Here is a 24,474-nt window from a genome sequence, read left to right on the forward strand (position 1 = left end):
ATCCAGTGCAATCGGGGTCAGCACCGGCCCCAGTTCGCGCTGGAAGAACTCGCGCGCCCATTCGCGCTGGGCGTCGGTCCAGGTGGTGGTCAGGTGGAAAAAGACCCCCTCTTTTTCAAGTAGTGGAAAAATGGTGTTCTGCAGCATGTCATACTGCGAAGCCACAAGCCGTTGCGTGCGCTCGGTGACGAGCTGGTAGGTCTGCTGGAATGACAGGCCGTCCGGCGTCAGCCCCGAAGCGTTGTCGCGCATCTGTTCCTTCAGGCCCGCCATGCGGATTTCAAAGAACTCGTCCAGGTTGCTGGACACGATGCAGATGAATTTCAGCCGCTCCAGCAGCGGGACCTTCGGGTCCGCCGCTTGCGCCAGCACGCGGGCATTGAATTCCAGGATGCCCAGTTCGCGGTTGAGCAGCGTACTGGACGGAGTCGTCGACATGAGCATGACCTTCTTTTGGTAATGTGGCGACTTTTTCATAAAAACGTGTCACTTTTATGACAGTTTGATTTTGTCATGATGCAGACATGATCAGGACATATTTTTCCCGGGCGCGAACGCCGGCAGGCCAAGGCACCAGAGCGCACCTGCCGCGCCACGCAACGCCAACGCGAACCAGCCCTCCTAGCACACGATGAATAACACCCCACGCCTGCTGGCTGCCGTCGATATGGGTTCGAACAGCTTCCGCCTGATGATCGGGCGGGTGGACGAGACCCCCACGGCCAATGGCCCGGCCAGCCAGATCTTCCAGGTTGACGCGCTGCGCGAGCCGGTCCGCCTGGCCGCCGGCCTGACGCCCGACAAATACCTGGACCAGCCCGCGCGGCGCCGCGGTATCGATGCGCTGCGGCGCTTCGGCGACCGGCTGCGCGAGTTCGCGCCCAACCAGGTGCGCGCCGTTGCCACCAACACATTGCGCGTGGCCAAGAACGCGTCCGAGTTCCTGATCGAGGCCGAAAGCGCGCTGGGCTTCCCGATCGAAGTGATCGCCGGGCGCGAGGAAGCGCGGCTGATCTACCTCGGGGCCTCGCACGACGCCCCGGCCTGCCAGGGCAACCGCCTGGTGGTCGATATCGGCGGCGGCTCGACCGAGTTCATCATCGGCAACGGCTACCAGTCCAAGCTGATGGAAAGCCTGTATATCGGCTGCGTGTCGCACAGCCGCCAGTTCTTCCCCAGCGGCAACGTCGATGAATACGCGATGAAGCAGGCCGAGCTGGCCGCGCGCCGCGAGATCCAGGTGCTGGTGCGCCAGTACCGGGCCACGGGCTGGGAGCAGGCGGTCGGCTCGTCGGGCACGGCGCGCGCGCTGGCCGAGCTGATCGAACTCAATGGCATGAACGACAGCACCGCCGAGCACGGTATCACGCGCGAAGGGCTGGAGCGCCTCAAGCGCGCGCTGATCAAGGCCGAGAACACCAACCGCGTCAAGCTGACCGGCCTCAAGGCGGACCGCATCCCGGTGCTGCCGGGCGGCTTGTCGATCATGCTGGGCGTGTTTGCCGAACTCGATATCGAGCGCATGGATGTCACCGACGGCGCGCTGCGGCTAGGTGTGCTGTACGACCTGCTCGGACGCAGCCACCACGAGGACATGCGCACCGTCACGGTGGACCAGTTCATGCGCCGCTATGGCGTGGACCGGGCCCAGTCCGGCCGCGTGCGCCGTGCCGCGCAGACGCTGCTGTCACAGTTCCCGGAGCCGGCCAACGAACGGCGCGAGGACAACCTGGCGCTGCTGGGCTGGGCCGCCAGCCTGCATGAGACCGGCATGTCGATCTCGCACAGCGGCTACCACAAGCATTCGGCCTATATCGCCACCCATGCCGATATGCCGGGCTTTTCCAAGACCGACCAGGCGCGGCTGGCGACGCTGCTGCTGGGCCATGCGGGCAAGCTCGGCAAGCTGTCGGGCAGCGGCAGGTTCGTCGACTGGCGCATGCTGTTCAGCCTGCGCCTGGCCTTTGTGCTGTGCCGCCGCCGCTCGGATGTGGCCTTGCCCGATATCCGCGTGAGCCAGTTGGCCGAGGCGCTGGACGAAGGCTTCACCGTGCGCTTGCCGAAGGCGTGGATCGAGGCCAATCCGCTGATCGAATACAGCCTGGCGCAGGAGGCTGATGAATGGCAGCGGATCGGCAAGCGCTACAAGGTCATCTATGACTGAGCGCAGTGCGGAGGGCGGCCGCCGGGGCGGCGGCCGCTGACAGGCAGCTGGCGCCGCTCAGGCGGCGTTGTTCAGGCCGAGGAAGTGGCGGGCGTAGCGCGGGTTCATGTCGTTCACGCGCAGCAGCGTCAGGAAGTCCGCCACGTTGAAGTCCGGATCCCAGGCCGGCTGGCCGCAGATCTTTGCGCCCAGGCGCAGGTAGCCCTTGATCAGCGCGGGCGGCTCGACGTCCAGCTGCTGGTTCAGGTCCTCGACCGGCAGCGGCACGCGCGGGAAGGCGTGGTATTCGATTGGCGCCAGCGAGCGCTCGCTGAACAGCCGGTGCAGGCTGGCCGCGTAGTGGCCGCCGTCGTTCATCGGCACGCTGGCGCAGCCGAGCATCGATTCGATGCCCCAACGCTGCAGGTACTCGCCCAGGCCGCCCCACAGCGCCATGATGACGCTGCCCGAACGGTAGTCGCGGTGCACACAGGAGCGGCCCAGTTCCAGCATCTTGGGGCGCAGGTGGCCCAGGCGTACCAGGTCGAATTCAGATTCCGCGTACAGGCAGCCCAGGCGCTTGGCCTGGTGCGGCGGCAGCACGCGGTAGGTGCCCACCACGCGCAGCGTGGCCATGTCGCGCACGATCAGGTGGTCGCAGTAGGCATCGAACATGTCGATGTCCAGCTCCGGCACCGAAGAGGTCAGGCGCGCGCCCATTTCCTCGGCAAAGACCTTGTAGCGCAGGCGCTGGGCTTCGACTACTTCGTCCTGGTGGCGCGCCCACGCCACGCTGAGAACAGGCGATTCATGTGCCGGTGTATCTGATTGGCGATGAAGACGGCTCCGCGCCGTCTGGCCACCAAGGCCATTGGGCAGAGAGTCGAAAAGCGGCTGGGTGGGCGTCGGCAGATCTCGCATCAGTATGTCCTTTTGGTGACGAAACTGTTGCGATGCAATGTAGTGAGAGTGGGTGACATTGCCGTGACCCGGGGATGACGGTTCCGTGACGTCACCTGCCAGGGCGGACGGTCGGGCGCTTTCGGGCGATGGGTCAGGGTGTGAGTCGCGATCCTCGACGTCAATATAACGATCGGCCGGGCCATTCATGGGGAATCTCCGTGACACCTGCTATCGGCACCGGAAGAGGCGCCAAGGCCACTCTACTTAGGGGAGATTCCGCCCGCCATCAGCTATTTCTGATTTTGGCGGGACAAAATGGGCCAGGTGCCGTCAGGCGGCACCTGGCATGCGGGGTGGGGCGGGGCTCAGAGGAATTCGGGGTTGATGACGGCGCGCAGCACGGTCTGCGCCTCGCTTTCGCGGGTGCGGCCGGTCAGCCACCAGATGCCGCTCTTGCGCACGCTCCAGTTCATTTCCGAGCCGGCCAGCAGCAGGCTGGCGACGCGGCCGATCCAGGGCTGGTGCCCGACTACCACCACGTGCTCGGGGCGTTCCGGCCACTCGACTGCTGCAAGCACTGCGCTGACGTCGGCGCCGGGCGCAAGGGCGTCACTGATCTCCGCCTCGGCAGACAGCGCGGCCGCCGTTTCGCGGGTGCGCAGCGCAGGGCTGCAAAGGACGCGGGTGTCGGCCGGCAGATGCGCGCGCAGCCATTTGGCGGATACCTCCGCCTGCTTGCGGCCGCGGCGTGTCAGTGGCCGCTGCAGGTCGGCATGGCGGCTCAGGCTGAGCGCGTCGGGGAGGTCTTCGGCTTCGGCGTGGCGCCACAGGATCAGGTTCATGTCGGACGGGGCAATGAGCGAGCTTCGAGTATGGTGAAGCGGCCCGACCGGTGCAAGCGCCAGCTGGCCCGCGCCGGTGCGCAGGCCAGGCTGCACGCGGCGCGTAAACGGAAGCAGGCTGCCTGTCGGGCAGCCCGCAAGTGCGTCCAGGCGCGGTGTCAGCGGCGTGACAGCGCGTCGGCGCACAACGGCCGCGGCGCGGGCGACAGCCGCGCATGCGGTATCGCCGGGGCCGTGCAGAAACTCAGGACTTGTGGCGGAAGTTGATGCGTCCCTTGGTCAGGTCATAGGGCGACATTTCCAGGGTGACACGGTCGCCGGCCAGGATGCGGATGCGGTGCTTCTGCATCTTGCCCGAAGCGTATGCCCAGATTTCGACGCCGTTTTCCAGCGTGACCCGATAGCGGTTGTCAGGCAGGGCTTCCGACACCACGCCGCCAAATTCAATGAGTTCTTCCTTAGCCAATCTGTCTTCCTTTTCGGCAGCCCGTGAAGGCTGCGTGGTTGCGATTTTAAAAATCCTGTTCGGTTCGCCCGGTACGGCGCGGAACCGCGGCATGTTTCGCCGATTGCGGCGAAGCGCGCCTTGGGTTGTTCGGGGCAAGCTCACGCGGACTGCGGCGCCTGATGCCCGGTCCTGTCAGCGGTATCGCCCAACGGGCGCGGATGGCTTGGGCGACGGCCTGGCCGCTGACGGCCGGGGAGGCCGTGTGCTTTGCGGAGCAGGCGGGCAGGTTGTACCCGGTGGTTCGCCAGTTTGGTGTCGTCGCGGAAGGCCCGCGCCGGCGGCTGCTGTTCGCTCGCGAAGAGCGCGCTGGTGAGAACGCCCGGTTACAGGGATGCACGGACACCCCGGGGGCTACTTTGACATTGTATCACGTACGCAGTTGCAGCATGGCCGGCACGTTGCGGCAGATGGCCGGCCGCGGCGGTTGCACCGTGCCGCCAAAGTCGGCAATTCATGTGCCTTGAAGGGCGCGTCTTGTGGTCTGGCCGGCTTGGTATTTGCCCCATATGAGCTAGAACTAACTCGTACGGCCTTGCCGGGCCGGATCTCGCAAGGAGACTGCCATGGAACTCCATCTGGAATCGCACCGCTACGTTCGCTGCCGGCCGGACTGGCGGGCCGCCGTGGTGGCGGGGCTGATTGCCGGCGCGGTCTACATGGTGCTGGAACTGCTCACGGCGCGCTTCCTGCTGTACCAGGGCGCCTGGGGCACCGTGAAGATGGTCGCGGCCATCATCCTCGGACGTGAAGCCCTGTCTGCTGATGCCTTCAACTGGACAGTCGTGCTTTCGGCGGGGACGGTGCACTTCGCGCTGTCGATCATCCTGGCGGCGGTGCTGGCGATGATTCTGTCGTCATTCCGCTTCGATTCCAGTCTGTGGCTGGCCTCGGTGGTCGGGATCGTGTTTGGCGTGGTGGTCTACCTGGTCAATTTCTATCTGCTGGGGACCTACTTCAACTGGTTCGACGAGGCCCGCGGCTGGGAAAGCCTGTTCGCCCACGCGCTCTTCGGGTTGGTGGCGGCCGACGTCTATTGCAATCTCGAGAGACGGCGTGGCGAAACGGGGCAGCAGCCTGCCTGAACCAGGAGATGGAGATGGGGGAGGGGGTAGCAGCCGGCATCCTCCCGGCTGGCGCTCTTTCAGCTAGCCCATCTGGTTGATATGACGTTTAACGCGCTCGCACTAACCTAGAGGCAAACGATCAGAGCGGCCGCCGCCAACCATGCCCGCGGGCGGCTACACCGGAGTACCGAGCCCATGCGGGTTGCAATCGTCAGTACCGAAACCACCGGGCTCACGCCAGCGGACGAGCCTGTCAGCATCGGCCTGTTGCTTGTCGAAGTGGCGCCGCGGGCTGGCACGCTGTTGCGGGAGATCACTGACTATTACGGTTCGCAGGAGCCCACCGTGCCGATCGGTGAAGCTGCCACCGGCACGCACGGGTTGACCGCGGAGATGCTGCGCGGGCGGCGCTTTGACGTCGATGCCATCCGCGCCATCGTCGACGACGCGGATGTGCTGGTCGCCCACGGCGCCGAATTCCACGCGCGGATGCTGGGAAAAGTGCTTCCCGACATCCAGCACAAGCGCTGGCGCTGCTCGGTGCGCCAGGTCCGCTGGTCCCAGTACTTCCACGCCCCCAACCACAAGCTCGATACGCTGTGCGAGCACCTGCGCATCTTCCGGCCCCGGCCGCAGGTTGCGCTGGATGATTGCCTGGCGCTGTCCAGGTTGCTGTTTCAGCACATGGGTGCAGCCGACCAAGCCACGCCCATGGGCTTCCTGCTGGCCGAGTCCGACTTCGTGCCGCGTATTGCGATCAGCGTGCCTGTGCCATCGGCGCCGCCGCCGTCACCTGCGGTCCCGGCCGACGCCGGCCAGTCATGGATGCCAAAGGTTGAGACCAGCCATGCTGGCCCAAGCCGGGGGCTGGTCATCGTCGCGGTGATGCTGGTGCTGTTCGCGGGGGCGCTGATCTGGCCGGACTTGCTGCAGTGGTGAGAACAGACCTGTCCGGCGCTTGGAGGCCGCTTGGCTGAAAAGAAAAACGGCCTGGATCTTTCGATCCAGGCCGTTGTTTCCACTGGGTATTTCTGGTCGGAGCGATAGGATTCGAACCTACGACCCTCTGATCCCAAATCAGATGCGCTACCAGGCTGCGCTACGCTCCGAAGCCGGCCATTGTAGCCGGGCCCCGCGATCGCGGTCAATCTAATGTGATGATGCCCGCTCTGGCGCACTCAGCCTTGCCGGCCTGCTCCCCCTTCTGGCGGGGACGCTTTGGCTTGACTTGGGTTTGCGCGCTGGGATAATCCGCACACCGCACCAGTCCGACCGGCGTGCTTTTGGGAACGCCCGGTTTGCCTATTCCTTCCGGACTGACCTGATCACCACAACAATAACGGCGCTCCCGCCCGCGGCGGGCGCCTCGACGTGTTTGCGTCTGCCGGCCGGCGGCGCCAGGCGTTCTGAAACCGGGTATGCGGCTTTGATAACAACGGTCCGACACAGGACCGGTAAAGAGCAGGTAACAGCGGCGCCATGCGGCGCACCGCTTGTCGCCTTGGACGGGAATGAAGATGTTTCAGTCGCACATAGTTGTGCTCATCGCGGGGTTGTTCGCCCTGCAGATGGCTGTGGTTTGCGTGGTGTTGCGCCGCTCGGCGGGCATGGATCGCAGCGGCCTGACGTCGTGGGCGCTGGGAAGCGTGCTGGCCGCAATGGCAGCGGCCCTGGCAGCGGTGCAGGAACTGCGCCCGCTGTGGCTGGTACTGGAATCGAGCGACCTGGCACTGCTGGCGGCGCTCTCGGTCATGGCAGTGGGCGCGCGGCATTTCGCGGGCCGGCCCGGCCGCGCCGCGCCGTTGCTGGCGCTGAACCTGGCAGCCGCGGCGGCGGTGGCCTGGCACGACCTGGCGCCTCAATATCTTGCCGTGCCGCCGCTGATGCCGGAGATGGCACCGCTGCTGACGATGTGCCACATCGCACTGCTGCTGGACCTGGCCCGCAGCGCGTGGCCGTCGGTGCCGGCCACGCGCGGCACCGGCCGGCTGGCAGCGTTGTCGCTGGTATTGATCGTCATCGCCGCGGCGGCCATCAACGCATGGACCGTGGCGCTGCCGCTGGCGGCAGTCATGCAGGGCGGCGCCTGGCCGCGGCCGATGCCGTGGGACGGCGAGCTCGCCATGCTCAATATCTTTGCACTGGTGGGCGTGTCGGTCAGCTTTGCGCTGATGGCACACGACCGGCTGCGGCGTATGCTGGAGCGGCGCGCGCGCCATGACGACCTGACCGATGTGCTGCTGCGCGGCGCGTTCTGGGAAGAGCTGGAGGCAGCCTGCCTGCGCGCCGAGCGGCAGCGCAAGCCCCTGACGGTGGCCTTTGTCGACCTCGATCACTTCAAGGCAATCAATGATGTCTACGGCCACCTGGCGGGCGACAGCGTGCTGCGGCATTTCGCCGGGCAGCTGCGCAAGAATTTTGGCCAGCTCGAGGTGGCGGGGCGCCTGGGCGGCGAGGAATTTGCCATCCTGATGCCGGATACGGCGCTGGAGCAGGGCCGGCTGGCCTGCCTGCGGCTGGCCACGGCGGTGCGCGCCACGCCATGCCCGTCCGAGCCCGATCCGATCGCCTATACCGTCAGCATCGGCCTGGCGGCGCGGCAGCCGGGCGAAGGCGCCGATGCGTTGATGCGCCGTGCCGACCGTGCGCTATACGACGCCAAGCTGAAAGGGCGCAACTGCGTGTCCCTGCATCCGGCAGGCAGCGAGGCGGGCACCGATGGCGGCGCGGCCGATGGCCACTACATCACGCGCGGACAGCCGCGCGCCGCATCCTGACCTGCGCCGCTTGTCACTGCGCAGCGGTGCTGCGGTAGAATGCCGCCTTCGCGTCCTTAGCTCAGTTGGATAGAGCACTCGCCTTCTAAGCGAGCGGTCAGAGGTTCGAATCCTCTAGGACGCGCCAGTGAAATCAAGGGTTTGCGGGGTGTCGCCCGCGCAGGCCGAAGCGCGCCCCACGTCAGTGGGCAATCTGCGGGCAATTCTGGCCTTCGATGCGAGTGCCATGGAGCTCAGAACGGTCAGTGGCCGACTTTATCGGCTGCGCGACGCCGCCAGCGTGGCGGACCTCTCTTCGCGTCGTGGACCACCATGAAGCCCCCTCCGCCGATATTGCCGGCATTGGGTAGGGCTACCGCGTGCGCGAAGCCCACCGCCACCGCCGCGTCCACCGCGTTGCCGCCAGCCTTCAGGATGTCCAGGCCGATCCGCGTGGCCGGTTCCTGCTCCGTCGCCACCATGCCGTTGCGCGCCACCACCGGGTGGAACACGTCCACGTCCATGTCGAATTCGTAGGCGGCGCTGGCGGCCTGTGCTGTCGCGGTGGTGGCCGGCGCCAAGACGGCCGGATCTGCAATGACGGGCGCATAGCGCGGGGCGGCGGTCTGTGCGATAGGGGCGGTGTTGCAGGGAAGCTCTCGCAAAAGGACCCATCCCGTTTGCGAAGGTTTTCGAGTGCCCCGACGTGACCCGCCCTTTGGCCGGTCGGCGACGCATGCCAAACATGCGGATTGGCAATCGGAGATTGGATGGAAACCGCCGGGGGTGCGTCGAAAGGCTTATGTGAGGCCGTCGTGACTGTTAGCCACGTCTCGCCCGCCTTGCGCGCATTTCAGCCCATTAATGGCGGCAACTTCTCGCGCCGTCTACGTGGCAGCAATCCCTCCTGTTTTGATGCGAGGAATGCATCAATTCATCGAAACATTGCAATTCCCCTCTGCAAGTTGTCTCTGCAAACTGGCATCAATTCGCCTTTCCCGTTCGCGGGGCAGGGGGAGGTGACGACAATAAGCCGAAATGGGGAGATAGGATGGGCATCGAACAAGAACGGAAAAGTCGGTTAAACGGGAAGTTGGCGGCCGGGGCGGTCCTTGGAATTGCGATCACTACTACTGTTCAGGCACAGAGTTCGTCCGGAGTAAGCCTGTACGGCATCATCGATACCACCATTCGCTACTCAAACAATAACCAGGGCGACAATAAGTTGGCTGCGTTAACCGACGGCTATTTCAACGGCTCACGCTGGGGCATGCGGGGCAACGAGGCGCTCGGAGGCGGATTGTCCGCCATCTTCAATTTGGAGAGTGGCTTTGATCCCTCGACCGGCGTATCGCAGCAAGGCACCACAACGGCAAACTATGGACAGCAGAGTACCGGCGGTCAGGGGCGTTTGTTTGGAAGGCAGGCATGGGTCGGATTGAACCACGAGCGCTTCGGTAGGCTAACGTTCGGCCGGCAATTCACCACCGGCTACGATGCGACCGCCCGCTTTCAGCCTAACGGTCACCCCAATCTGGACGCAGTCACCATCTTTAACGGCTATACGGGACCGCGCCAAGACAACATGGCGAAATACGTCGGACAATGGGGAGCGCTATCTGCAGGAGCGTATTACACCTTTGGCGAAGTGTCGGGTCATATGAAGCCGAGCTCTAGTTACGGCGCAACTCTCGGCTATAAGCAGGGACCGGTGGACGTCGGTGGCTTCTGGCAGCAGGCCAACGCGCTAACCACGCCCGAGTCGAGAAAAGTCTGGGGCGTGGGTGGCAACTATCAATGGGGGATAGTCAAGCTAACCTTCGGCTATCTAAACAATCGATTCGATGTGAGCCCGACGCGAAACGATGTATTCAGTGGCGGCTTCGCTGTGGCGGCTACCTCTGCTCTCACGCTATCCGTTGCGTCGCACTACGACCGCCAGCGCAATGCCTCCGGCAGCCGCATTATGGTGACCGGCGTCGCGGACTACAACCTTTCAAAGCGCACTGACATTTACGCCGAAATTGATTTCAATCGCATCAACGGTGCCTATGCGCTGCCCACCTTCATGGGAGTGAAAGGCAGCAAAGTCGGCGGTGGCATCGGCTTGCGACATCGCTTCTAGAGCGGTCCATTGTTCTGCCAGGCGGCTAACTGGTGCGTCGGCGCTTCAATGTGCCCAACTATTCTTCGAATTGATCTAACTCCGCTGGTCCCGCGCGTGAACGGCATTCGGGCTAGCACAAATGCAAGGAGCCAGCAGTGGACGAACAGGCAGTTGACCCCAGGACGTGGATTGGACGCAGCGAGCAGTGGGAGGACACAGTCACTGCCGCGCCGATCGCAGCGCTGCGTGCGACGTTGGATTACCCCGCAGCAGCGCAGACAGCAGGCACTCCATTGCCGCCACTGTGGCATTGGCTTTATTTCTTACCCATGCATCGTCAAAGCGAAATTGGGCACGATGGCCATGCCAAGCGCGGCGGCTTTCTACCCCCTGTGCCATTGCCCCGCCGCATGTGGGCAGGCGGCCAATTCGAGTTTCGCCATCCACTTCGGGTGGGCGACAAGATCCAGCGCACCTCCGTCATCGACGATGTTACAAGCAAGGAGGGGCGGACCGGAAAGTTAGTATTTGTAAGAGTGCGTCATGAGATCCGCGCCATCGGTACTGCGGAACCGGCGTTAGTGGAGTTTCACGACATCGTTTACCGAGAGGCACAGCAGTCGGGCGAGGCGCCTGTCATGCCCCAAGCGGCGCCCGCGGAAGCGGCTTGGCAGCGCCAAATTGTTCCGGACGACGTCTTGCTGTTCCGCTATTCGGCCCTGACTTTCAATGGGCATCGCATCCACTATGACCGTCGCTACGTGACAGAGGTCGAAGGCTACCCCGGCTTGATTGTCCACGGCCCGCTGATCGCTACGTTGCTACTGGATCTGCTGCGGCGTGAATTGCCCCAGGCAGAGGTCGCCAGCTTTCGATTCCGTGCGGTGCGCCCGACCTTCGACCTGCATCCCTTCCGGGTCAGCGGTCAACCGCAGTCTGACGGCAAAACAGTTCGCTTGTGGGCATCCGACCACGAGGGCTGGCTGACCATGGACGCCACGGCAGTCCTTCGCTGATTTCGCTTTACGGAAGATCCTGATGCAACCCCTCAAAGACATCACGGTTGTCACATTTGAACACGCGATTGCGGCGCCTTTTGCCACACGGCAGCTTGCCGATCTGGGTGCACGAGTTATTAAGATCGAGCGGCCTGGGGTCGGCGATTTCGCCCGTGGTTACGATGAGCGGGTCCGTGGCCTGGCCTCGCATTTCGTCTGGACAAACCGCTCGAAGGAAAGCCTGACGCTCGATGTCAAGCACCCGGCCGCGGCTGGCGTATTACAGCGTCTGATTGAGGAAAAGGCGGACGTGGTGGTTCAGAACCTCGCACCAGGCGCCGCAGCAAGGCTTGGTCTGGGCTACGAAACGCTTTCCGCCGTAAAGCCCCAAATCATTGTGTGTGATATTTCGGGCTATGGCGACAACCCGAAGAATCCTGGACCATACCGCGACAAGAAGGCCTATGACCTTCTCGTTCAGAGCGAAGCCGGATTTCTGTCCGTGACGGGGACGCCTGACGTGCCTTGCAAGGCTGGGCCTTCCATTGCCGATATCGCCGCCGGCATGTATGCCTACACAAACATTCTCGCCGCTCTGTTACAACGCAATCAGACGGGCCGAGGGCAACGTATTGACATCTCCATGCTAGAGGCGCTGGCGGAATGGAATAGTTACCCTCTCTACTACGCTTTTGATGGGGCACAGCCGCCGCAGCGCACGGGCGCAAGCCACGCCACAATCTACCCCTATGGACCGTTTCCGGCTGGCGATGGGGCGACAGTAATGTTGGGGTTGCAGAACGAGCGGGAATGGGCAAACTTCTGCAACACAGTGCTCCAGCGGCCCGAACTGATCGAAGATCCCCGCTTTAGCTCAAACTCGAGACGCGTGGCCGAGCGCACTGCACTGAGGCAGATCATCGTAGATGCCTTTTTGCCTCTAACCGGTGCCCAAGTGGTGCAGCGATTGGAGTTGGCCCAGATCGCGAATGCCAGTGTCAATGACATGCAGGGGGTGTGGGAGCATGCTCAACTCAAGGCGCGCGGCCGCTGGACTGAAGTCGACTCGCCCAAGGGCATGCTGCCGGCTCTCTTGCCCCCAGGAACCTGGAACGAAGGGCCGCGTATGGATCCGATACCGGCACTTGGTCAGCACACCGACACAATTCTCGCGGAGCTTGGATACGCCTCCGACGAAATCGCCGTGATGCGCGCTGATAGCGTTGTGTAACGCCTGGCCTAGCGCACCATACATGTGACCTAACGGAGACGTAACCTATGGCTTCCACCATCATTGATTCCCGCATTTTTGGCGACATGTTTAGCGACGCGCGCATGCGCGAAGTGTGGTCCGATGAAAACCGCACGGCTAAATACCTGGACATCGAGCGAGCATTGGCAAAAGTGCAAGGTGAGCTTGGCATCATCCCGCAGGAAGCGGCCGACGAGATCGTCAAGAATTGCGAACTTTCCCAAATTGACTGGGTTAAGCTCAAGGCAAAGACCGAACAGATCGGATATCCGATTATCGCGGTGGTCAACCAGATCAACGCGAACTGCCGGGATGGGCTTGGCGAATTCTGCCATTGGGGCGCCACCACCCAGGACATTACCGACACAGCGGCGGTATTGCAGATGCGCGAGGGCCTGGCACTGATCGAGTCGGATCTCGAGGACATCGCTGACGCGCTTGCGACGCTGGCGAAGCAGTACCGCGACACGCCGGTGATCGGTCGGTCCAACCTGCAGCAGGCCACCCCTATTACGTTCGGCTACAAGATGGCCAGCATCCTTGCCGGCATCGAGCGCCACCGCGAGCGGCTGCGGCAGTTGAAGCCGCGAGTGCTAATGGGTGAGTTCGGCGGCGCATCCGGTACGCTTTCCTCGTTGCAGACGGGAGCCATGGAAACACAGGCTGCGTTGATGAAGGAACTTGGGCTGGCGCAGCCACTGATCTCCTGGCACACGGTGCGCGATACGATTGCCGAAGTGGGCGCGTTTCTCGGACTCGTCGGCGGCTCGCTCGGCAAGATCGCCATGGACGTGAAGCTCATGATGCAGACCGAAGTTGCCGAGGTGTTCGAACCCTTTGCGCCGGGGCGCGGCTCTTCATCGACCATGCCGCAGAAGCGCAACCCGATTTCGTGCCTGTACATCCACGCCAACATCTCGGTTGCACGGCAGCACGCGGCGGCCCTGATGGATGCGATGGTGGCTGATCACGAGCGTTCAACAGGCCCGTGGGAGATCGAATGGGTATCCCTACCGGAGATCTTTTGCCTGATTTCCGGTGCCCTGAAGCAGGCGAAGTTCGTGTTGCAGGGCTTGGAAGTGGACGCGGCTCGCATGCGCGCGAATATCGACATGACAAACGGGCTGGTTATGTCTGAGGCGGTGATGATGGGCCTGGGTCCATATATTGGGCGCGAGTATGCGCACGATCTGGTCTATGACCTTTGCCGCGAGGCCATTGCCAACAACCGACCCTTGATCGACATCCTCGCGGCACATCCGGAAGTAAGCAGCCACGTGTCACGCGCACAACTCGACGCCATGTGCGATCCACGCAACAATCTTGGCCAAGCCGGCGTAATGGTCGACAGGGTACTGGCTAGCCGGCGCTAAGACGCACTGCCAAGAAGAGCATGCCGGCCTGCCGTCCGTGAGCCGTCGGCGCGCCAAGGTCGGTCCGCGGGGCGATTATTTGCCACGCCGTTTGCCGGCGGGCGCGCCACGTCTTGGTCGTGTTTCGCAAAGGAAGTCATAGAGCTGCTGCGCGGCAGGTGTTAAGGATCGGCTCTTGCGGCGTATTAACCCAATTTTGCGCGTCACGACCGGGTCGGTTAGTGGGACACTAACTAGAAGCGGATGATCTGGACCTGGCATGGCGATGGATGGCACCGCTGCGATGCCAAGCCCGGCTTCGACCAAGCCCAAGGTCGTGGTGACGTGCTGCGTCTCGTAGATACTCTGCGGCAATCGTGACACGTTCGAAAGCGCCTGATCGAGGAGCAGCCGGTTGCCGGAAGCTTTGCTGACCGAGATGTAGTCATATTCGGCGAGGTCTGCCCAGGTCACTTGCCGTCGCTCCGCGAGTGGATGATCGCGACGGCAGGCCGCAACGAACCGTTCCTCCAGCAAGGGCCTGAATTCAATGTCTGGCTCTTGGCCTCCCACGAAATCGATCCCGAAATCTGCTTCACTGCGCGACACCGCTGACAGTACCTCGTTTGCGCTGGCATCCAGAATCTTTACCCGAATCTTCGGATACTGCGCGTGGTAACGCGAGATGACTTGCGGCAAGAAGTAATAAACCGTCGACGGTACGCAAGCAATAGTCACTTCCCCCATCCGCGTCGTTGTCACTCCGCGTATGCCCAGCAGTGCCTGATCCAGTTCGTCAAGTATCTCCTTTACCTTTCGGTCGAAATCCCGGCCGACGGTCGTAAGGCTAACCCGGCGGGTGGTGCGGTCGAGTAAGCGCACTCCCAAGGCCTCTTCAAGCTTGTCTATGCGACGGCTAAAGGCCGGCTGTGAGACGTTCAGGGAGGTAGCCGCCTTGCGGAAGCTATTCAGTTCGGCAACGGCACGAAACGCCTGCAAATCATTGAGGTTGAAGTTGATGGTCATTGCACTTTCCCGAGCGTCATCACTGATGCGCATTGTGCATCAATTGATCCTAAAAATTCAATTCACTAAAAGAAGGGAAACCACGAACATGACCAGACGGCTCCAGTAGGCCGACCAAAAAACCACATCATACGGAGCAGACAGATGCAATCATCGAAGCGACTTTTACTTTGCAGCATTGCGATCGCGGTATCACTTGGCAGCGTCAGCGCCTTTGGTGCGTTCCCTGACAAGAGAATTTCACTGGTAGTGCCCACCGCAGCGGGAGGCGCTAATGACGCCATGGCGCGGGTAGTTGGCCAGGCAATGTCGACCATTCTCAATCAGACAATCGTGGTCGACAACAAAGCGGGGGCGAACGGCGCGATTGCCAGTGAGTTTGTCATGCGTGCCCCACCGGACGGCTACACGTTGCTACTCGGCTACGTGGCGACACATGCCATGAACCCTGCGCTGCAGAAGCTTCGGTACGATCCCGTTAAGGATTTTGTGCCCGTCGGCATGGTGGGTTCTTCGGCAACCGTGATGGTCGTCAATCCAAACCTGAAGGCCAACGATGCCAAGGGAGTCGTGACGCTACTCAAAGCAACGCCAGGAAAGATCAGTTACGCGTCGGCGGGCAATGGAACCGCTCCGCATTTTGCCGCGGAGATGTTCAAACTCTCGACCGGCACCGAGATGCTTCATGTGCCGTATAAGGGGTCAGCTCCGGCGATTAACGACACAGTTGCCGGGCAGACACAAGTGATGTTTCCGAGCCTTTTCACCGCCATGCCCCAGTTGAAGAACGGCAAGCTGAAGGCGGTCGGGATTGCAGGCAGCAAGCGCTCTTCGCTGATGCCAGAGTTGCCCACGCTGAAGGAACAAGGGATCGACGACGTTGATGTCTCCCAGTGGTATGCCATCTTCGCCCCCGCGAACACACCAGCCCCCGTTGTAGAAGCATTGAACAAGGCATTAAACCAGGCGTTGAAGGATAAAGCCGTTGTCCAGCGTTTGGAGGGACAAGGCGCAGAGGTTACGACCATGTCCACGGCCCAGATGCGAACATTTATTCAGGAGGAACAGGTCAAGTGGAAGAAAGTAGTTCAGGCGGCAAAACTGAAGGCGGACTGAGATGAGCAAGACAATACCTTGCGTGCTGATGCGAGCCGGCACCTCGCGCGGGCCGTTCTTTCTGCGGGAGTGGCTGCCCGAAAGCGTAGAGGCTCGCGACCAGGCGTTGATCGGTGCCATCGGTGCCTCCGACCCGCTTCAACTGGACGGGGTGGGCGGCGGTAGCACGCTGAACAGCAAGGTGGCGATTGTTTCGCGATCCACGCAACCCGGCTGTGACCTTGACTACCTGTTCGTACAGGTAGGAGTGGGTAACTCCTCGGTGGACACCCGGCCCAACTGCGGCAATATGCTTTCCGGAGTCGCACCCTTTGCGATCGAGCAAGGCCTGGTTGCAGCCCAACTCGGCTCAACCCGCGTGCGCGTTCACAACGTCAATACAGGGTCGCGAATCGATGTGACGGTCCGCACGCCTAACGGGCGGGTCACCTATGACGGCGACACTCGAATCGATGGCGTTGCGGGCACTGGGTCACCAATCTTGCTCGATTTCGTCGATGCGTGGGGCGCAGTGACCGGAAAGGTCTTTCCGACGGGCAACCGCGTTGACCTGATTGACGGCATCGAAGTGACTTGTATCGATGCGGCGATGCCATTGATGCTCGTCCGGGCACGCGACCTCGGTGTCAGTGGACGCGAGGCGCCGGCCACGCTCGACAATGATCCGATACTGCTTGCGCGTCTGGAAGCGCTGCGCTTGCAGGCTGGGCAGTTGATGGGGCTGGGCGACGTCTCGGACAGCGTTATTCCAAAGCCAGTCCTGGTCAGCCCCGGCGATTCGCCGGAAAGCATTACGTCGCGCTACTTTACGCCCCGCAAATGTCATGCGTCGCATGCAGTCACCGGCGCCATCGGCGTTGCCAGCGCATTCGCCTTACCTGGGACGGTTGCTAGCCAATTGACCCGATTGCCCGGCCGCCACGCACTTGTCGTCTTGCACCCAGCGGGACGGATCGAAGTGGAGGTGGAATTGGAGGGGGAGGGCGATGCGGCTACTGTAACAAGAGCGGCTCTCGTTCGAACGGCACGCAAGATCATAGAAGGTCAGCTCCATCTGCCCGAATATGTCTTCTCGCGGCCGGAAGGCAGCCGAGTAAAGCAGGCCTCGGCTCGGCATTCATTGCGGATCATCGTACCAACCCGTGCCGGAGGCGGCAACGATCTTGTGGCGCATCTTATTGGTCCCAGGCTTGGGCGACTGCTGGGGCATGACGTCATCATCGATAACCGTCCCGGTGCCAACGGCGGCATCGCCTGCGAGTACGTGGCGCGGGCAGTACCCGATGGTCAGACGCTCTTGCTCGGCTATATTGGAACTCATTCAATGAATCCGGCCCTGCAACCTGTTGGGTATGATCCGGTTTCGTCTTTTTCTCCGGTCGGGCTTATAGGATCGTCACCGATATTGTTGGTGGCGAATCCAATGCAGACGCCGCTTGACCTGGGTACGCTGGTCGCCCACATGAAGCGCGAGCCTGGAAGGTTTCGCTACGCGTCCGCAGGGGACGGTACACCGCCGCACTTTGCCGCAGAGCTTTTCCAACTGGCCACTGGCACTTCGATGCGCAGTACTACCTTCGAGGGCGCAGCGCCTGCCATCGCGTCGACCATTGATGGACGGACACAGGTTATGTTCGCGAGCCTGCTGACAGCGTATCGGCCGGTGGGTGCCGGTCAGTTGCGAGCACTGGCAGTCGCCGGACCCAAACGTCTGCCAGTGCTGCCAGAAGTACCGACGCTTGCGGAGTTGGGCGTGAGGGGCATGGAATTGACTCAGTGGTATGGTCTGTTTGCCCCGGCGGGAACTGCTGCCACGATGGTGGAGCAGCTCAATGGCGCCTTGGCTGCAGTCCTACGGGATCCAGAGGTCAAAGAGGGCTTCGAGAGCTACGGCGCAGCCCCCGAGCCGGGCGGTTCCGAACTTCTCGCAAGACGGGTGGAGACTGAACTAGAGCGCTGGCAGCGCATTGTTAGGGTGTCGGGTCTTGCGCCGTCGTCGATCGACGGTGACCCAGTGCAACAGTTTCTGGAGCCCTGCTAAATTACCTCGTAAGAGGTAGCGGTCGGTAACCGATGTGGTGCCTGCAACCGGCGCACGCTCGATTGTTGGGGTTCGCCTGCCTGCGAAAACGGAGATACTTTGGGACAACAGAACCGGTTATGGACGGCCGCCATGCTCGAAATGCTCGACCATCGCTGTGATGAGCCGGCCAAGGACTGCCTACAGTCTTGCAACTGCATATCAGCCGGGTTCCGTGTCGGCTCGAAGGAAGTCGGCAATGATTTCGGCAGACCTGCAAGAGTTGATGAAGGGATTTCCGGCCAGGCTCCCCGCATTACGTGGCGGGGCCTTGCACTGACTCGATCGTCGCAATATGGGCAATGCCGCCGCGCGCGTACCGCCCCCTGAGAAGGCGAGGATGACCAGGTTTTCGTTGTCCGCCGAATACTGGGGGCGCGTGAAGAAGCGATAGCCGGCACCCTGGTCCGCGTGCGCGATCGTCGGATTGACTGGCCGGGAGGCGCAGGCGGCAAGCAGAAGCAGCATCGAAATGACGGCCAAGGCTGAGGTCGGCGATCTGGCAATAGGTCCTCCGCGGCGACTGCAGGACGAACCGGACCGGGCGGGTCGGCGTGCTGCAACTCCCCCAATACTAGTCGGCCAATGTAGCGATTGGCATACGTTTTGAGGTTGTCCCGGCGCGGCCACTCGTCTAGACTGGATTTCACCTGCCCAAGAGACCGGTACTTAACCTGGCTTGGCGAATGCGCGGCGGTGAGGCCGCCGATCCGGTACCTTTGCGGTGATCTGCAGGGAGACAAGCGATGTTGCCCACGCCCACTTCAGAGAGAGCGCTGTCCCGCGGACTACTCGATGTGCTGATCCGTGCCGGGCTGATCGCGGTGCTGGCAATCTTCTGCTTCCGGATATTCCGCCCCTTCCTCGATCTCATTGTCTGGTCCGTGATCCTGGCGGTGACCATCTACCCGCTCCAGGTCAGGCTCAGGCGCAGGCTGGGCAACAAGGACGGCCGCGCCGCCACGCTGATCGTGCTGGCCGCCATCGCCATCATTGCGCTGCCAGCCTACCTGCTGGGCGCCGCCATGATCGACTCGATGGAGAATGCGATCGCCATCGTCAAGAGCGAAGGCATTCATATTCCGCCACCGCATGAGTCGGTCGCCAGCTGGCCGCTGGTTGGCCAGCGCCTGTATGACCTCTGGCTGCAAGCCGCCTCGGACCTGGCCAGCGTGGTGCAGACGCTGGCGCCTCAGATCAAGGAAATCAGCCTGGCCGTGCTGGCCGCAGCCGCCGGCATCGGCAAGGGGCTGCTGATCTTCGTCTTCGCGCTGATTATCGGGGGCATCTTCATGGCCTACGGCGAGGCCGGCAACCGCAGCACCGTGCAGATTGCCTCGCGCATTTTCGGCCTGGAGCGGGGCCAGCGCATCGCCACGCTATGCACCGCGACCATCCGTGCTGTGGCGCAGGGCGTGGTCGGCATCGCCTTCATCCAGATGCTGCTGATCGGCATAGGTTTTGTGATCAAGGGGGTTCCTGCCGCGGGCGTGCTGGCCATGGCCGTGCTGCTGCTGGGCATCGCGCAGTTGCCGGCAACGCTGATCACGGTGCCGGTGATCATCTATGTCTTTGCCACGGAAGGTGCCAGCGTTGCCACTATCGTCTTCGCCATCTATGTCTTCGTGGCGGGACTGGCCGACAACGTGCTCAAGCCACTGCTGCTCGGGCGCGGCGTCGATGTGCCGATGCCGGTGGTATTGATCGGTGCCCTGGGCGGCATGGTGACAGGCGGCGTGATCGGCCTGTTTATCGGTCCGGTGGTGCTTGCGGTCGGGTATCAGCTGTTCTGGCAATGGGTGGAAGACCCGCCGCCGCAAGCGGATCCCGGCAACCAGCAACAGACCTGAAGTGGTCCGGGGTCACGCATGTCGCGCTGGAATCATCCGCTGCGCGCATTGCTGGCCTGCGCCTGTTGCCTTGGCGGCTGCGCGCGCCTGGGGCCGGATTTCCAGCCGCAGCATGCGCCCTGGACGCAGCAGTGGCACAGCCCGGCGCTTGAGCAGGCGACCGAGCAGCGGGCCCAGCCCGACATCCGCGAGTGGTGGCAGGTCTTTGCCGACCCGACGCTCGAACGCCTGGTCGCCGAAGCCGACGCGCACAATGCCAGCCTGCGGATTGCCGGCCTGCGCGTGATGGAAGCGCGCGCCCAACTGGGCATTGCCCAGAGCGGGCGCTTCCCGCAACTGCAGCAGGCCAGTGCCGATGCCCTGTACACGGACCGCCGGCAGGCCGGCGGCCTGAACCCGCAGAACAGCCGCTTCTGGCAATACAGCGCGGGCTTCGACATCGGCTGGGAACTCGATTTCTGGGGCCGCTTCAGCCGCGCCATCGAATCTGCCGATGCTGTCTATTTTGCCGCCCGAGCCAACCGCGACGATGTGCTGGTGCTGCTGCGCGCCCAGGTGGCTGAGACCTACTTTGCGCTGCGCACGGCCGAGGCACGGCTGCGCATCGCCCGCGACAACGCAGCGCTGCAAAAGCGCAGCCTTGAGATCACCGAGCGGCTGTTCAAGAGTGGCGAGACCGACGAGCTCGACCTGCAGCAAGCGAAGACGCAGTACCTGGGCACCCTGAGCAGCATTCCTGAATTTGAAAGCCAGATCATGCGCACCCGCAATGCCCTGGCGGTGCTGATGGGCCGCCCGCCAGGCCCGTTGCCGGAGCTGCCGGAACTGGTGGGCAAGGAAGGGGTGATTCCACTGATCGATCGCGCGGTACTGCAGGATGTGCCTGCCAGCCTGTTGTTGCGCCGTCCGGATATTCGCGCCGCCGAGCTGCAGATTGCCGCGCAATCGGCGCTGATCGGCGTGGCCGAAGCCGATCTCTATCCGTCGCTGACGTTGCTGGGCAGCATTGTCTGGTCCGCCAGCACGCTGGCCGGCACGCCCAACAGCCTGGCCCTGATCGGTGGCCCCAGCCTGCGCTGGAGCGTGTTCGACTACGGCCGCATCAAGAACACCGTGCGCGTGCAGGACGCCCGCCTGCAGCAGCTGATCGTCGCCTACCAGGATGCCGTGCGGCAGGCGGCGCGCGAGGCCGACGATGCCGCCAGTGCCCTGATCAAGGCGCTGGATCGCGAGCAGATCCTGCGCGACAGCGCGCTGGCCGCCAGGCGTTCGCTGACGCTGGCCAACGCGCTCTACCGCGAAGGCTACTCGGACTTCCAGCGCGTGCTGGATGCCCAGCGTGCGCTGGCCACCCAGCAGGACGCCTACCTGGTCAACCGCAGCAATGCCGTCAGCAACCTGATCGCCTTGTACAAGGCCCTCGGCGGCAGCTGGCACAGCGAGCAGCCACTGGTGGACCCGGCCACCCGTCAGCAGATGCAGCAACGCACCGACTGGGGGAACCTGCTGGATGAACCGGGCCCGCCGTCCGCCGGTGCCAGCCTCCCAGTGAAGCAGAGGTAGATCTCCCTGAGCGAGTGCCGATGAGCGATGCCCCGCAACCCACCGCAGCCCCAGCGCCCAGCGCACCGCCGCCCGCCGCCGACCCGGCAAGGAAGGGCGTGCGCTGGGTGCTCTTGCTGATCGTCATCAGCCTGACCTGGTACCTGTTTGCCGACCGGTTGACCCCGTACACGCAGCAGGCGCGGGTACAGGCTTTCGTGGTGCCGGTTGCGGCGGAAGTGTCCGGGCGTGTGACCAAGGTGCATGTGCGCAACAACCAGGACGTCGCGGCAGGCACTGTCCTGTTCGAGGTGGATCCCCAGCACTACAAGATTGCCGTGGACCGCGCCCGCGCCGATCTGGAGTCGACACGCCGGCAGATCGGCGCCAGCACCGCGGGCATCGAATCGGCGCAGGCATCGCTGCGCGCAGCACGCGCCAACGAGCTCAAGGCGCGCCAGGACAGGGACCGCCTGGAGCGCCTGTACAGCGATGATCCCGGCACCATTTCCCTGCGCCGTCTGGAGGTGGCGCGCGCCAGCCTCGAACAGGCTGTCAGCCAGGTCGCCGCCGCCAAGGCCGAGGTCCAGCGTGCGCGCGAACAGCAGGGGGGCAGCGAGGAAGAGAACGCCAAGCTGCGCAGCGCCGCCACTGTCCTGGAAAAGGCCGAACTGGATCTTGCCAATACGCAGGTGCGGGCGCGCGCCGCCGGGCTGGTCACCGACCTGCGCACCGATGCCGGCCAGTTTGCCGCGGCCGGCAACCCGGTCATGACGCTGATCGCGATCCACGATCTGTGGATCAGCGCGGAGATGACCGAGAACAACCTGGGCCGTGTCGAGCCCGGCACGCCGGTTGCCATCGTGCTGGATGCGCTGCCGGGCAGGATCTTTGAGGGCCGGGTGCGCAGTGTCGGCTATGGCGTCAACGTCGGCCCGAGCACGCCGCCGGGCAGCTTGCCGACGGTGCAGAACAGCCGAGACTGGCTGCGTCCGGCGCAACGCTTCCCGGTGGTGGTCGAGATTGCCCAGGGCGAACTCGCCTCGATGCGCGGCATTCGCGTGGGCGGGCAGGCCGAGGTCATGGCGTTTCCCACCCAGGGCAACCCGCTCAATCCGCTCGGCCGTGTATTCCTGTACCTGATGAGCTGGCTTTCCTATGTCTACTGACAGCCCGGTGCTGCCGATGCCCGCGCGCGATCCACGCGCCCAGCGTTCGCTGCGCGTGGCGAGCGGCACCGCGCTGTGCCTGGCGGCCAGCTTCGGCCTGGGCCTGCCGATCCCCATGCTCGCGCCGGTGCTCGGCGTGTTCCTGCTGGCCAGCGTCAACCAGCCGGTGTCGCCCAAGGCCGGGCTGGGCCTGGTGCTGGTCGTGATGTTGACCACCGGCACTGGCCTGCTGCTGATCCCCATGCTGCGCTACTACCCCGTCAGCGGCGTGCTGATGATCGGCCTGTGCCTGTTCCTGGCCTTTCGCTACGGACTGCGCGGCGGCAACAACCTGGTCTCCACCTTCCTGGTGATCGGCCTGACCATGATCTCGGCGGCGGGCACCTTCGATTTCGGGCTGGCGGTCATGGTCATCGGTGCCCTGGTCAAGGGGCTGCTCGTCGCGGTCGTGGTGCTGGCACTTTGCCACTGGCTCTTTCCCGAACCGGCCGGCGCGCAGGCGCGGCCTGCGGCCAAGGCCTTGCCGGATGACCAGGCCGCCTGGATTGCGCTGCGTGCGGCGCTGGTGGTGATGCCGGCCTTCCTGCTGGCGCTGAACGACCCGGCCGCGTACATCCCGATCATCATGAAAGCGGTCAGCCTCGGCCGGCAAAGCTGCACCACCACGGCACGCGGCGCCGGGCGCGAACTGCTTGGCTCGACCTTGTTCGGTGGCGTGCTGGCCATCCTGTTCTGGTGCGCACTCAGCCTGTTCGTGCATTTGTGGATGTACTTCCTGTGGATGCTGCTGTTTGGCCTGCTGGCGGCGCGCAAGCTGTATGGCCTCAGCCCGTCGCGGTACCCGCCAGGCTTCTGGGTGAACACTCTCGTGACGCTGATCATCCTGCTGGGCCAGTCCGTGCAGGACAGCGCGGCCGGGAAGGATGTCTATACCGCCTTCGCCGTGCGCATGGGCCTGTTTGTCGGCGTCACGCTGTATGCCTGGCTGATGATCGAGCTGCTCGACCAGCCGCGCGGCGCACGACGGCATGCCCGCTGAAGAGGCCGGTCATGCTGAGCAACCTGCTGATCGGCCTTCCCGTAATGCTGCTCTGCCTGCTGCTGCAGGCGGTCTTCGTGGCTATCTGCCTGCGCTACTACGTGCGCTTCAAGCATGTCCGGCAAGGCCGCGAATCGCTCGGGCAGGACATCCTGCTGTTGTCGGTCGTGATGGTGCTGATGTTGCTCGGCAACTTCGTGCAGATGGCGATCTGGGCCGTCTTGTTCATGCTGTTGGGCGAGTTCGGCGATTTCGCCACCGCGCTCTATCACTCGGGCGTGAACTTCGCCACGCTGGGCTACGGCGATATCGTCATGTCCGAAGCCCGGCGCTTGCTGGGGCCGCTCGAGGCGGCCAACGGCATCCTGATGTTCGGCGTCTCCACCGCAGTGATGACCGCGGCGGTGCTGGACGTGATCAAGCGCAACCCGGCCAGGCGGCAGGACGAGGGGCCATAGGGATGGCGGCGTCGGGCGCAGCCCGGGCCGGGACTGGGACGGTTCTAATATCGGATGCCGAATCGCGGGCGGGGTCGGGCAATCGATGCATCCCGATCTCTGCGAAAGCTGGCCCGCCGCGGGCGACTCTTCGGCCGGCTGCACTCGCCATTCAACGATCCAGGGAGACTCTGATGATTGCACGGCGAGCAAGCATAGCGGGCGCCACAAAGCAGCGGGGGGGGGGGGGGGGGGGGGGGGGGGGGGGGGGGGGGGGGGGGGGGGGGGGG

General features: G+C 63.5%; 20 protein-coding genes, 2 tRNA genes and 2 pseudogenes. 16 read left to right on the forward strand and 8 right to left on the reverse strand.

Annotation, left to right across the window (positions count from 1 at the left end; translation table 11 throughout):
* Nucleotides 1-438: pseudogene (locus tag AC3WRI_RS09595) on the reverse strand (polyphosphate kinase 1); the annotation flags it as partial.
* Nucleotides 439-631: 193 nt separating this feature from the next.
* On the opposite strand from AC3WRI_RS09595, the gene ppx reads away from it, so the two are divergent.
* Nucleotides 632-2,164, forward strand: a complete 1,533-nt coding sequence (gene ppx, locus AC3WRI_RS09600; protein WP_010814304.1) for an exopolyphosphatase — start codon at nucleotides 632-634, stop codon at nucleotides 2,162-2,164.
* A 57-nt stretch (nucleotides 2,165-2,221) separates the two neighbouring features.
* Here ppx and AC3WRI_RS09605 read toward each other — a convergent pair whose 3' ends face one another.
* The 3 genes from AC3WRI_RS09605 to infA all read right to left on the reverse strand — a co-directional run bounded on the left by AC3WRI_RS09605 (nucleotide 2,222) and on the right by infA (nucleotide 4,354).
* Nucleotides 2,222-3,064, reverse strand: a complete 843-nt coding sequence (locus AC3WRI_RS09605) for a GNAT family N-acetyltransferase (RefSeq protein ID WP_011615654.1) — start codon at nucleotides 3,062-3,064, stop codon at nucleotides 2,222-2,224.
* A 347-nt stretch (nucleotides 3,065-3,411) separates the two neighbouring features.
* Nucleotides 3,412-3,888: a SixA phosphatase family protein gene (locus AC3WRI_RS09610; protein ID WP_010814302.1), complete on the reverse strand. Its 477-nt coding sequence runs from the start codon at nucleotides 3,886-3,888 to the stop codon at nucleotides 3,412-3,414.
* A gap of 244 nt (nucleotides 3,889-4,132) precedes the next feature.
* Nucleotides 4,133-4,354, reverse strand: a complete 222-nt coding sequence (gene infA / locus AC3WRI_RS09615) for a translation initiation factor IF-1 (protein WP_008641674.1) — start codon at nucleotides 4,352-4,354, stop codon at nucleotides 4,133-4,135.
* A 605-nt stretch (nucleotides 4,355-4,959) separates the two neighbouring features.
* On the opposite strand from infA, the gene AC3WRI_RS09620 reads away from it, so the two are divergent.
* Together AC3WRI_RS09620 and AC3WRI_RS09625 are read left to right on the forward strand one after the other, a co-directional pair.
* Nucleotides 4,960-5,478, forward strand: coding sequence for a hypothetical protein (locus AC3WRI_RS09620; protein ID WP_010814300.1), 519 nt, complete (start codon nucleotides 4,960-4,962; stop codon nucleotides 5,476-5,478).
* Between the two features lie 177 nt (nucleotides 5,479-5,655).
* Nucleotides 5,656-6,399: a DNA polymerase III subunit epsilon gene (locus AC3WRI_RS09625; RefSeq protein WP_058697204.1), complete on the forward strand. Its 744-nt coding sequence runs from the start codon at nucleotides 5,656-5,658 to the stop codon at nucleotides 6,397-6,399.
* Nucleotides 6,400-6,492: 93 nt separating this feature from the next.
* On the opposite strand, the gene AC3WRI_RS09630 is transcribed toward AC3WRI_RS09625, so the two are convergent.
* Nucleotides 6,493-6,569: transfer RNA gene (locus AC3WRI_RS09630), tRNA-Pro, on the reverse strand.
* A gap of 408 nt (nucleotides 6,570-6,977) precedes the next feature.
* Between AC3WRI_RS09630 and AC3WRI_RS09635 the strand changes: the two genes are divergently transcribed.
* The gene (locus tag AC3WRI_RS09635) at nucleotides 6,978-8,237 is read left to right on the forward strand and encodes a GGDEF domain-containing protein (protein WP_011615652.1); all 1,260 of its coding nucleotides are present in this window, start codon (nucleotides 6,978-6,980) and stop codon (nucleotides 8,235-8,237) included.
* A 50-nt stretch (nucleotides 8,238-8,287) separates the two neighbouring features.
* Nucleotides 8,288-8,364, forward strand: a tRNA-Arg gene (locus AC3WRI_RS09640).
* A 160-nt stretch (nucleotides 8,365-8,524) separates the two neighbouring features.
* Here AC3WRI_RS09640 and AC3WRI_RS09645 read toward each other — a convergent pair.
* Nucleotides 8,525-8,851: pseudogene (locus AC3WRI_RS09645) on the reverse strand (gamma-glutamyltransferase); the annotation flags it as partial.
* A 416-nt stretch (nucleotides 8,852-9,267) separates the two neighbouring features.
* Here AC3WRI_RS09645 and AC3WRI_RS09650 point away from each other — a divergent pair.
* The 4 genes from AC3WRI_RS09650 (at nucleotide 9,268) to AC3WRI_RS09665 (ending at nucleotide 13,946) form a co-directional block, all read left to right on the forward strand.
* Nucleotides 9,268-10,341 carry a porin gene (locus AC3WRI_RS09650; RefSeq protein WP_010814296.1) on the forward strand — a complete coding sequence of 358 codons (1,074 nt, stop codon included), beginning with the start codon at nucleotides 9,268-9,270 and terminating at the stop codon, nucleotides 10,339-10,341.
* 137 nt (nucleotides 10,342-10,478) lie between these two features.
* The gene (locus AC3WRI_RS09655; RefSeq protein ID WP_037025170.1) at nucleotides 10,479-11,339 is read left to right on the forward strand and encodes an HTD2 family dehydratase; all 861 of its coding nucleotides are present in this window, start codon (nucleotides 10,479-10,481) and stop codon (nucleotides 11,337-11,339) included.
* A 22-nt stretch (nucleotides 11,340-11,361) separates the two neighbouring features.
* Nucleotides 11,362-12,552 carry a CaiB/BaiF CoA transferase family protein gene (locus AC3WRI_RS09660; RefSeq protein WP_011615650.1) on the forward strand — a complete coding sequence of 397 codons (1,191 nt, stop codon included), beginning with the start codon at nucleotides 11,362-11,364 and terminating at the stop codon, nucleotides 12,550-12,552.
* Nucleotides 12,553-12,599: 47 nt separating this feature from the next.
* Nucleotides 12,600-13,946, forward strand: coding sequence for a class-II fumarase/aspartase family protein (locus tag AC3WRI_RS09665; RefSeq protein WP_492293268.1), 1,347 nt, complete (start codon nucleotides 12,600-12,602; stop codon nucleotides 13,944-13,946).
* Nucleotides 13,947-14,021: 75 nt separating this feature from the next.
* Here AC3WRI_RS09665 and AC3WRI_RS09670 read toward each other — a convergent pair whose 3' ends face one another.
* Entirely contained in the window at nucleotides 14,022-14,951 is a 930-nt protein-coding gene (locus AC3WRI_RS09670) for a LysR family transcriptional regulator (protein ID WP_010814292.1), read from the reverse strand.
* A gap of 144 nt (nucleotides 14,952-15,095) precedes the next feature.
* Here AC3WRI_RS09670 and AC3WRI_RS09675 point away from each other — a divergent pair, with 144 nt between their 5' ends.
* A complete protein-coding gene (locus AC3WRI_RS09675; protein WP_011615648.1) occupies nucleotides 15,096-16,067 on the forward strand; it encodes a Bug family tripartite tricarboxylate transporter substrate binding protein in 972 nt (323 codons plus the stop codon).
* Between the two features lies 1 nt (nucleotide 16,068).
* Nucleotides 16,069-18,108, forward strand: a complete 2,040-nt coding sequence (locus AC3WRI_RS09680) for a 4-oxalomesaconate tautomerase (protein ID WP_011615647.1) — start codon at nucleotides 16,069-16,071, stop codon at nucleotides 18,106-18,108.
* A gap of 201 nt (nucleotides 18,109-18,309) precedes the next feature.
* On the opposite strand, the gene AC3WRI_RS09685 is transcribed toward AC3WRI_RS09680, so the two are convergent.
* Complete coding sequence (locus AC3WRI_RS09685) at nucleotides 18,310-18,630, reverse strand: hypothetical protein (RefSeq protein WP_439670742.1); 321 nt, start codon at nucleotides 18,628-18,630, stop codon at nucleotides 18,310-18,312.
* Between the two features lie 263 nt (nucleotides 18,631-18,893).
* Between AC3WRI_RS09685 and AC3WRI_RS09690 the strand changes: the two genes are divergently transcribed.
* The 5 genes from AC3WRI_RS09690 to AC3WRI_RS09710 are packed head-to-tail and all read left to right on the forward strand — an operon-like array spanning nucleotide 18,894 to nucleotide 24,205.
* Nucleotides 18,894-19,997 carry an AI-2E family transporter gene (locus tag AC3WRI_RS09690; RefSeq protein WP_010814286.1) on the forward strand — a complete coding sequence of 368 codons (1,104 nt, stop codon included), beginning with the start codon at nucleotides 18,894-18,896 and terminating at the stop codon, nucleotides 19,995-19,997.
* Nucleotides 19,998-20,015: 18 nt separating this feature from the next.
* Nucleotides 20,016-21,560 (forward strand): efflux transporter outer membrane subunit, encoded by a 1,545-nt coding sequence (locus tag AC3WRI_RS09695; protein ID WP_010814285.1) that lies wholly within the window; start codon nucleotides 20,016-20,018, stop codon nucleotides 21,558-21,560.
* Between the two features lie 20 nt (nucleotides 21,561-21,580).
* Nucleotides 21,581-22,708: an HlyD family secretion protein gene (locus tag AC3WRI_RS09700; RefSeq protein ID WP_439670741.1), complete on the forward strand. Its 1,128-nt coding sequence runs from the start codon at nucleotides 21,581-21,583 to the stop codon at nucleotides 22,706-22,708.
* Nucleotides 22,698-23,747, forward strand: a complete 1,050-nt coding sequence (locus tag AC3WRI_RS09705; RefSeq protein WP_010814283.1) for a DUF2955 domain-containing protein — start codon at nucleotides 22,698-22,700, stop codon at nucleotides 23,745-23,747. Before AC3WRI_RS09700 ends, AC3WRI_RS09705 begins: the two co-directional genes overlap by 11 nt.
* An 11-nt stretch (nucleotides 23,748-23,758) precedes the next feature.
* A complete protein-coding gene (locus tag AC3WRI_RS09710) occupies nucleotides 23,759-24,205 on the forward strand; it encodes a potassium channel family protein (RefSeq protein ID WP_439670740.1) in 447 nt (148 codons plus the stop codon).
* The last annotated feature ends 269 nt before the right edge of the window (nucleotides 24,206-24,474 follow it).

The organism is Cupriavidus sp. FW305-27 (genome assembly GCF_058787995.1).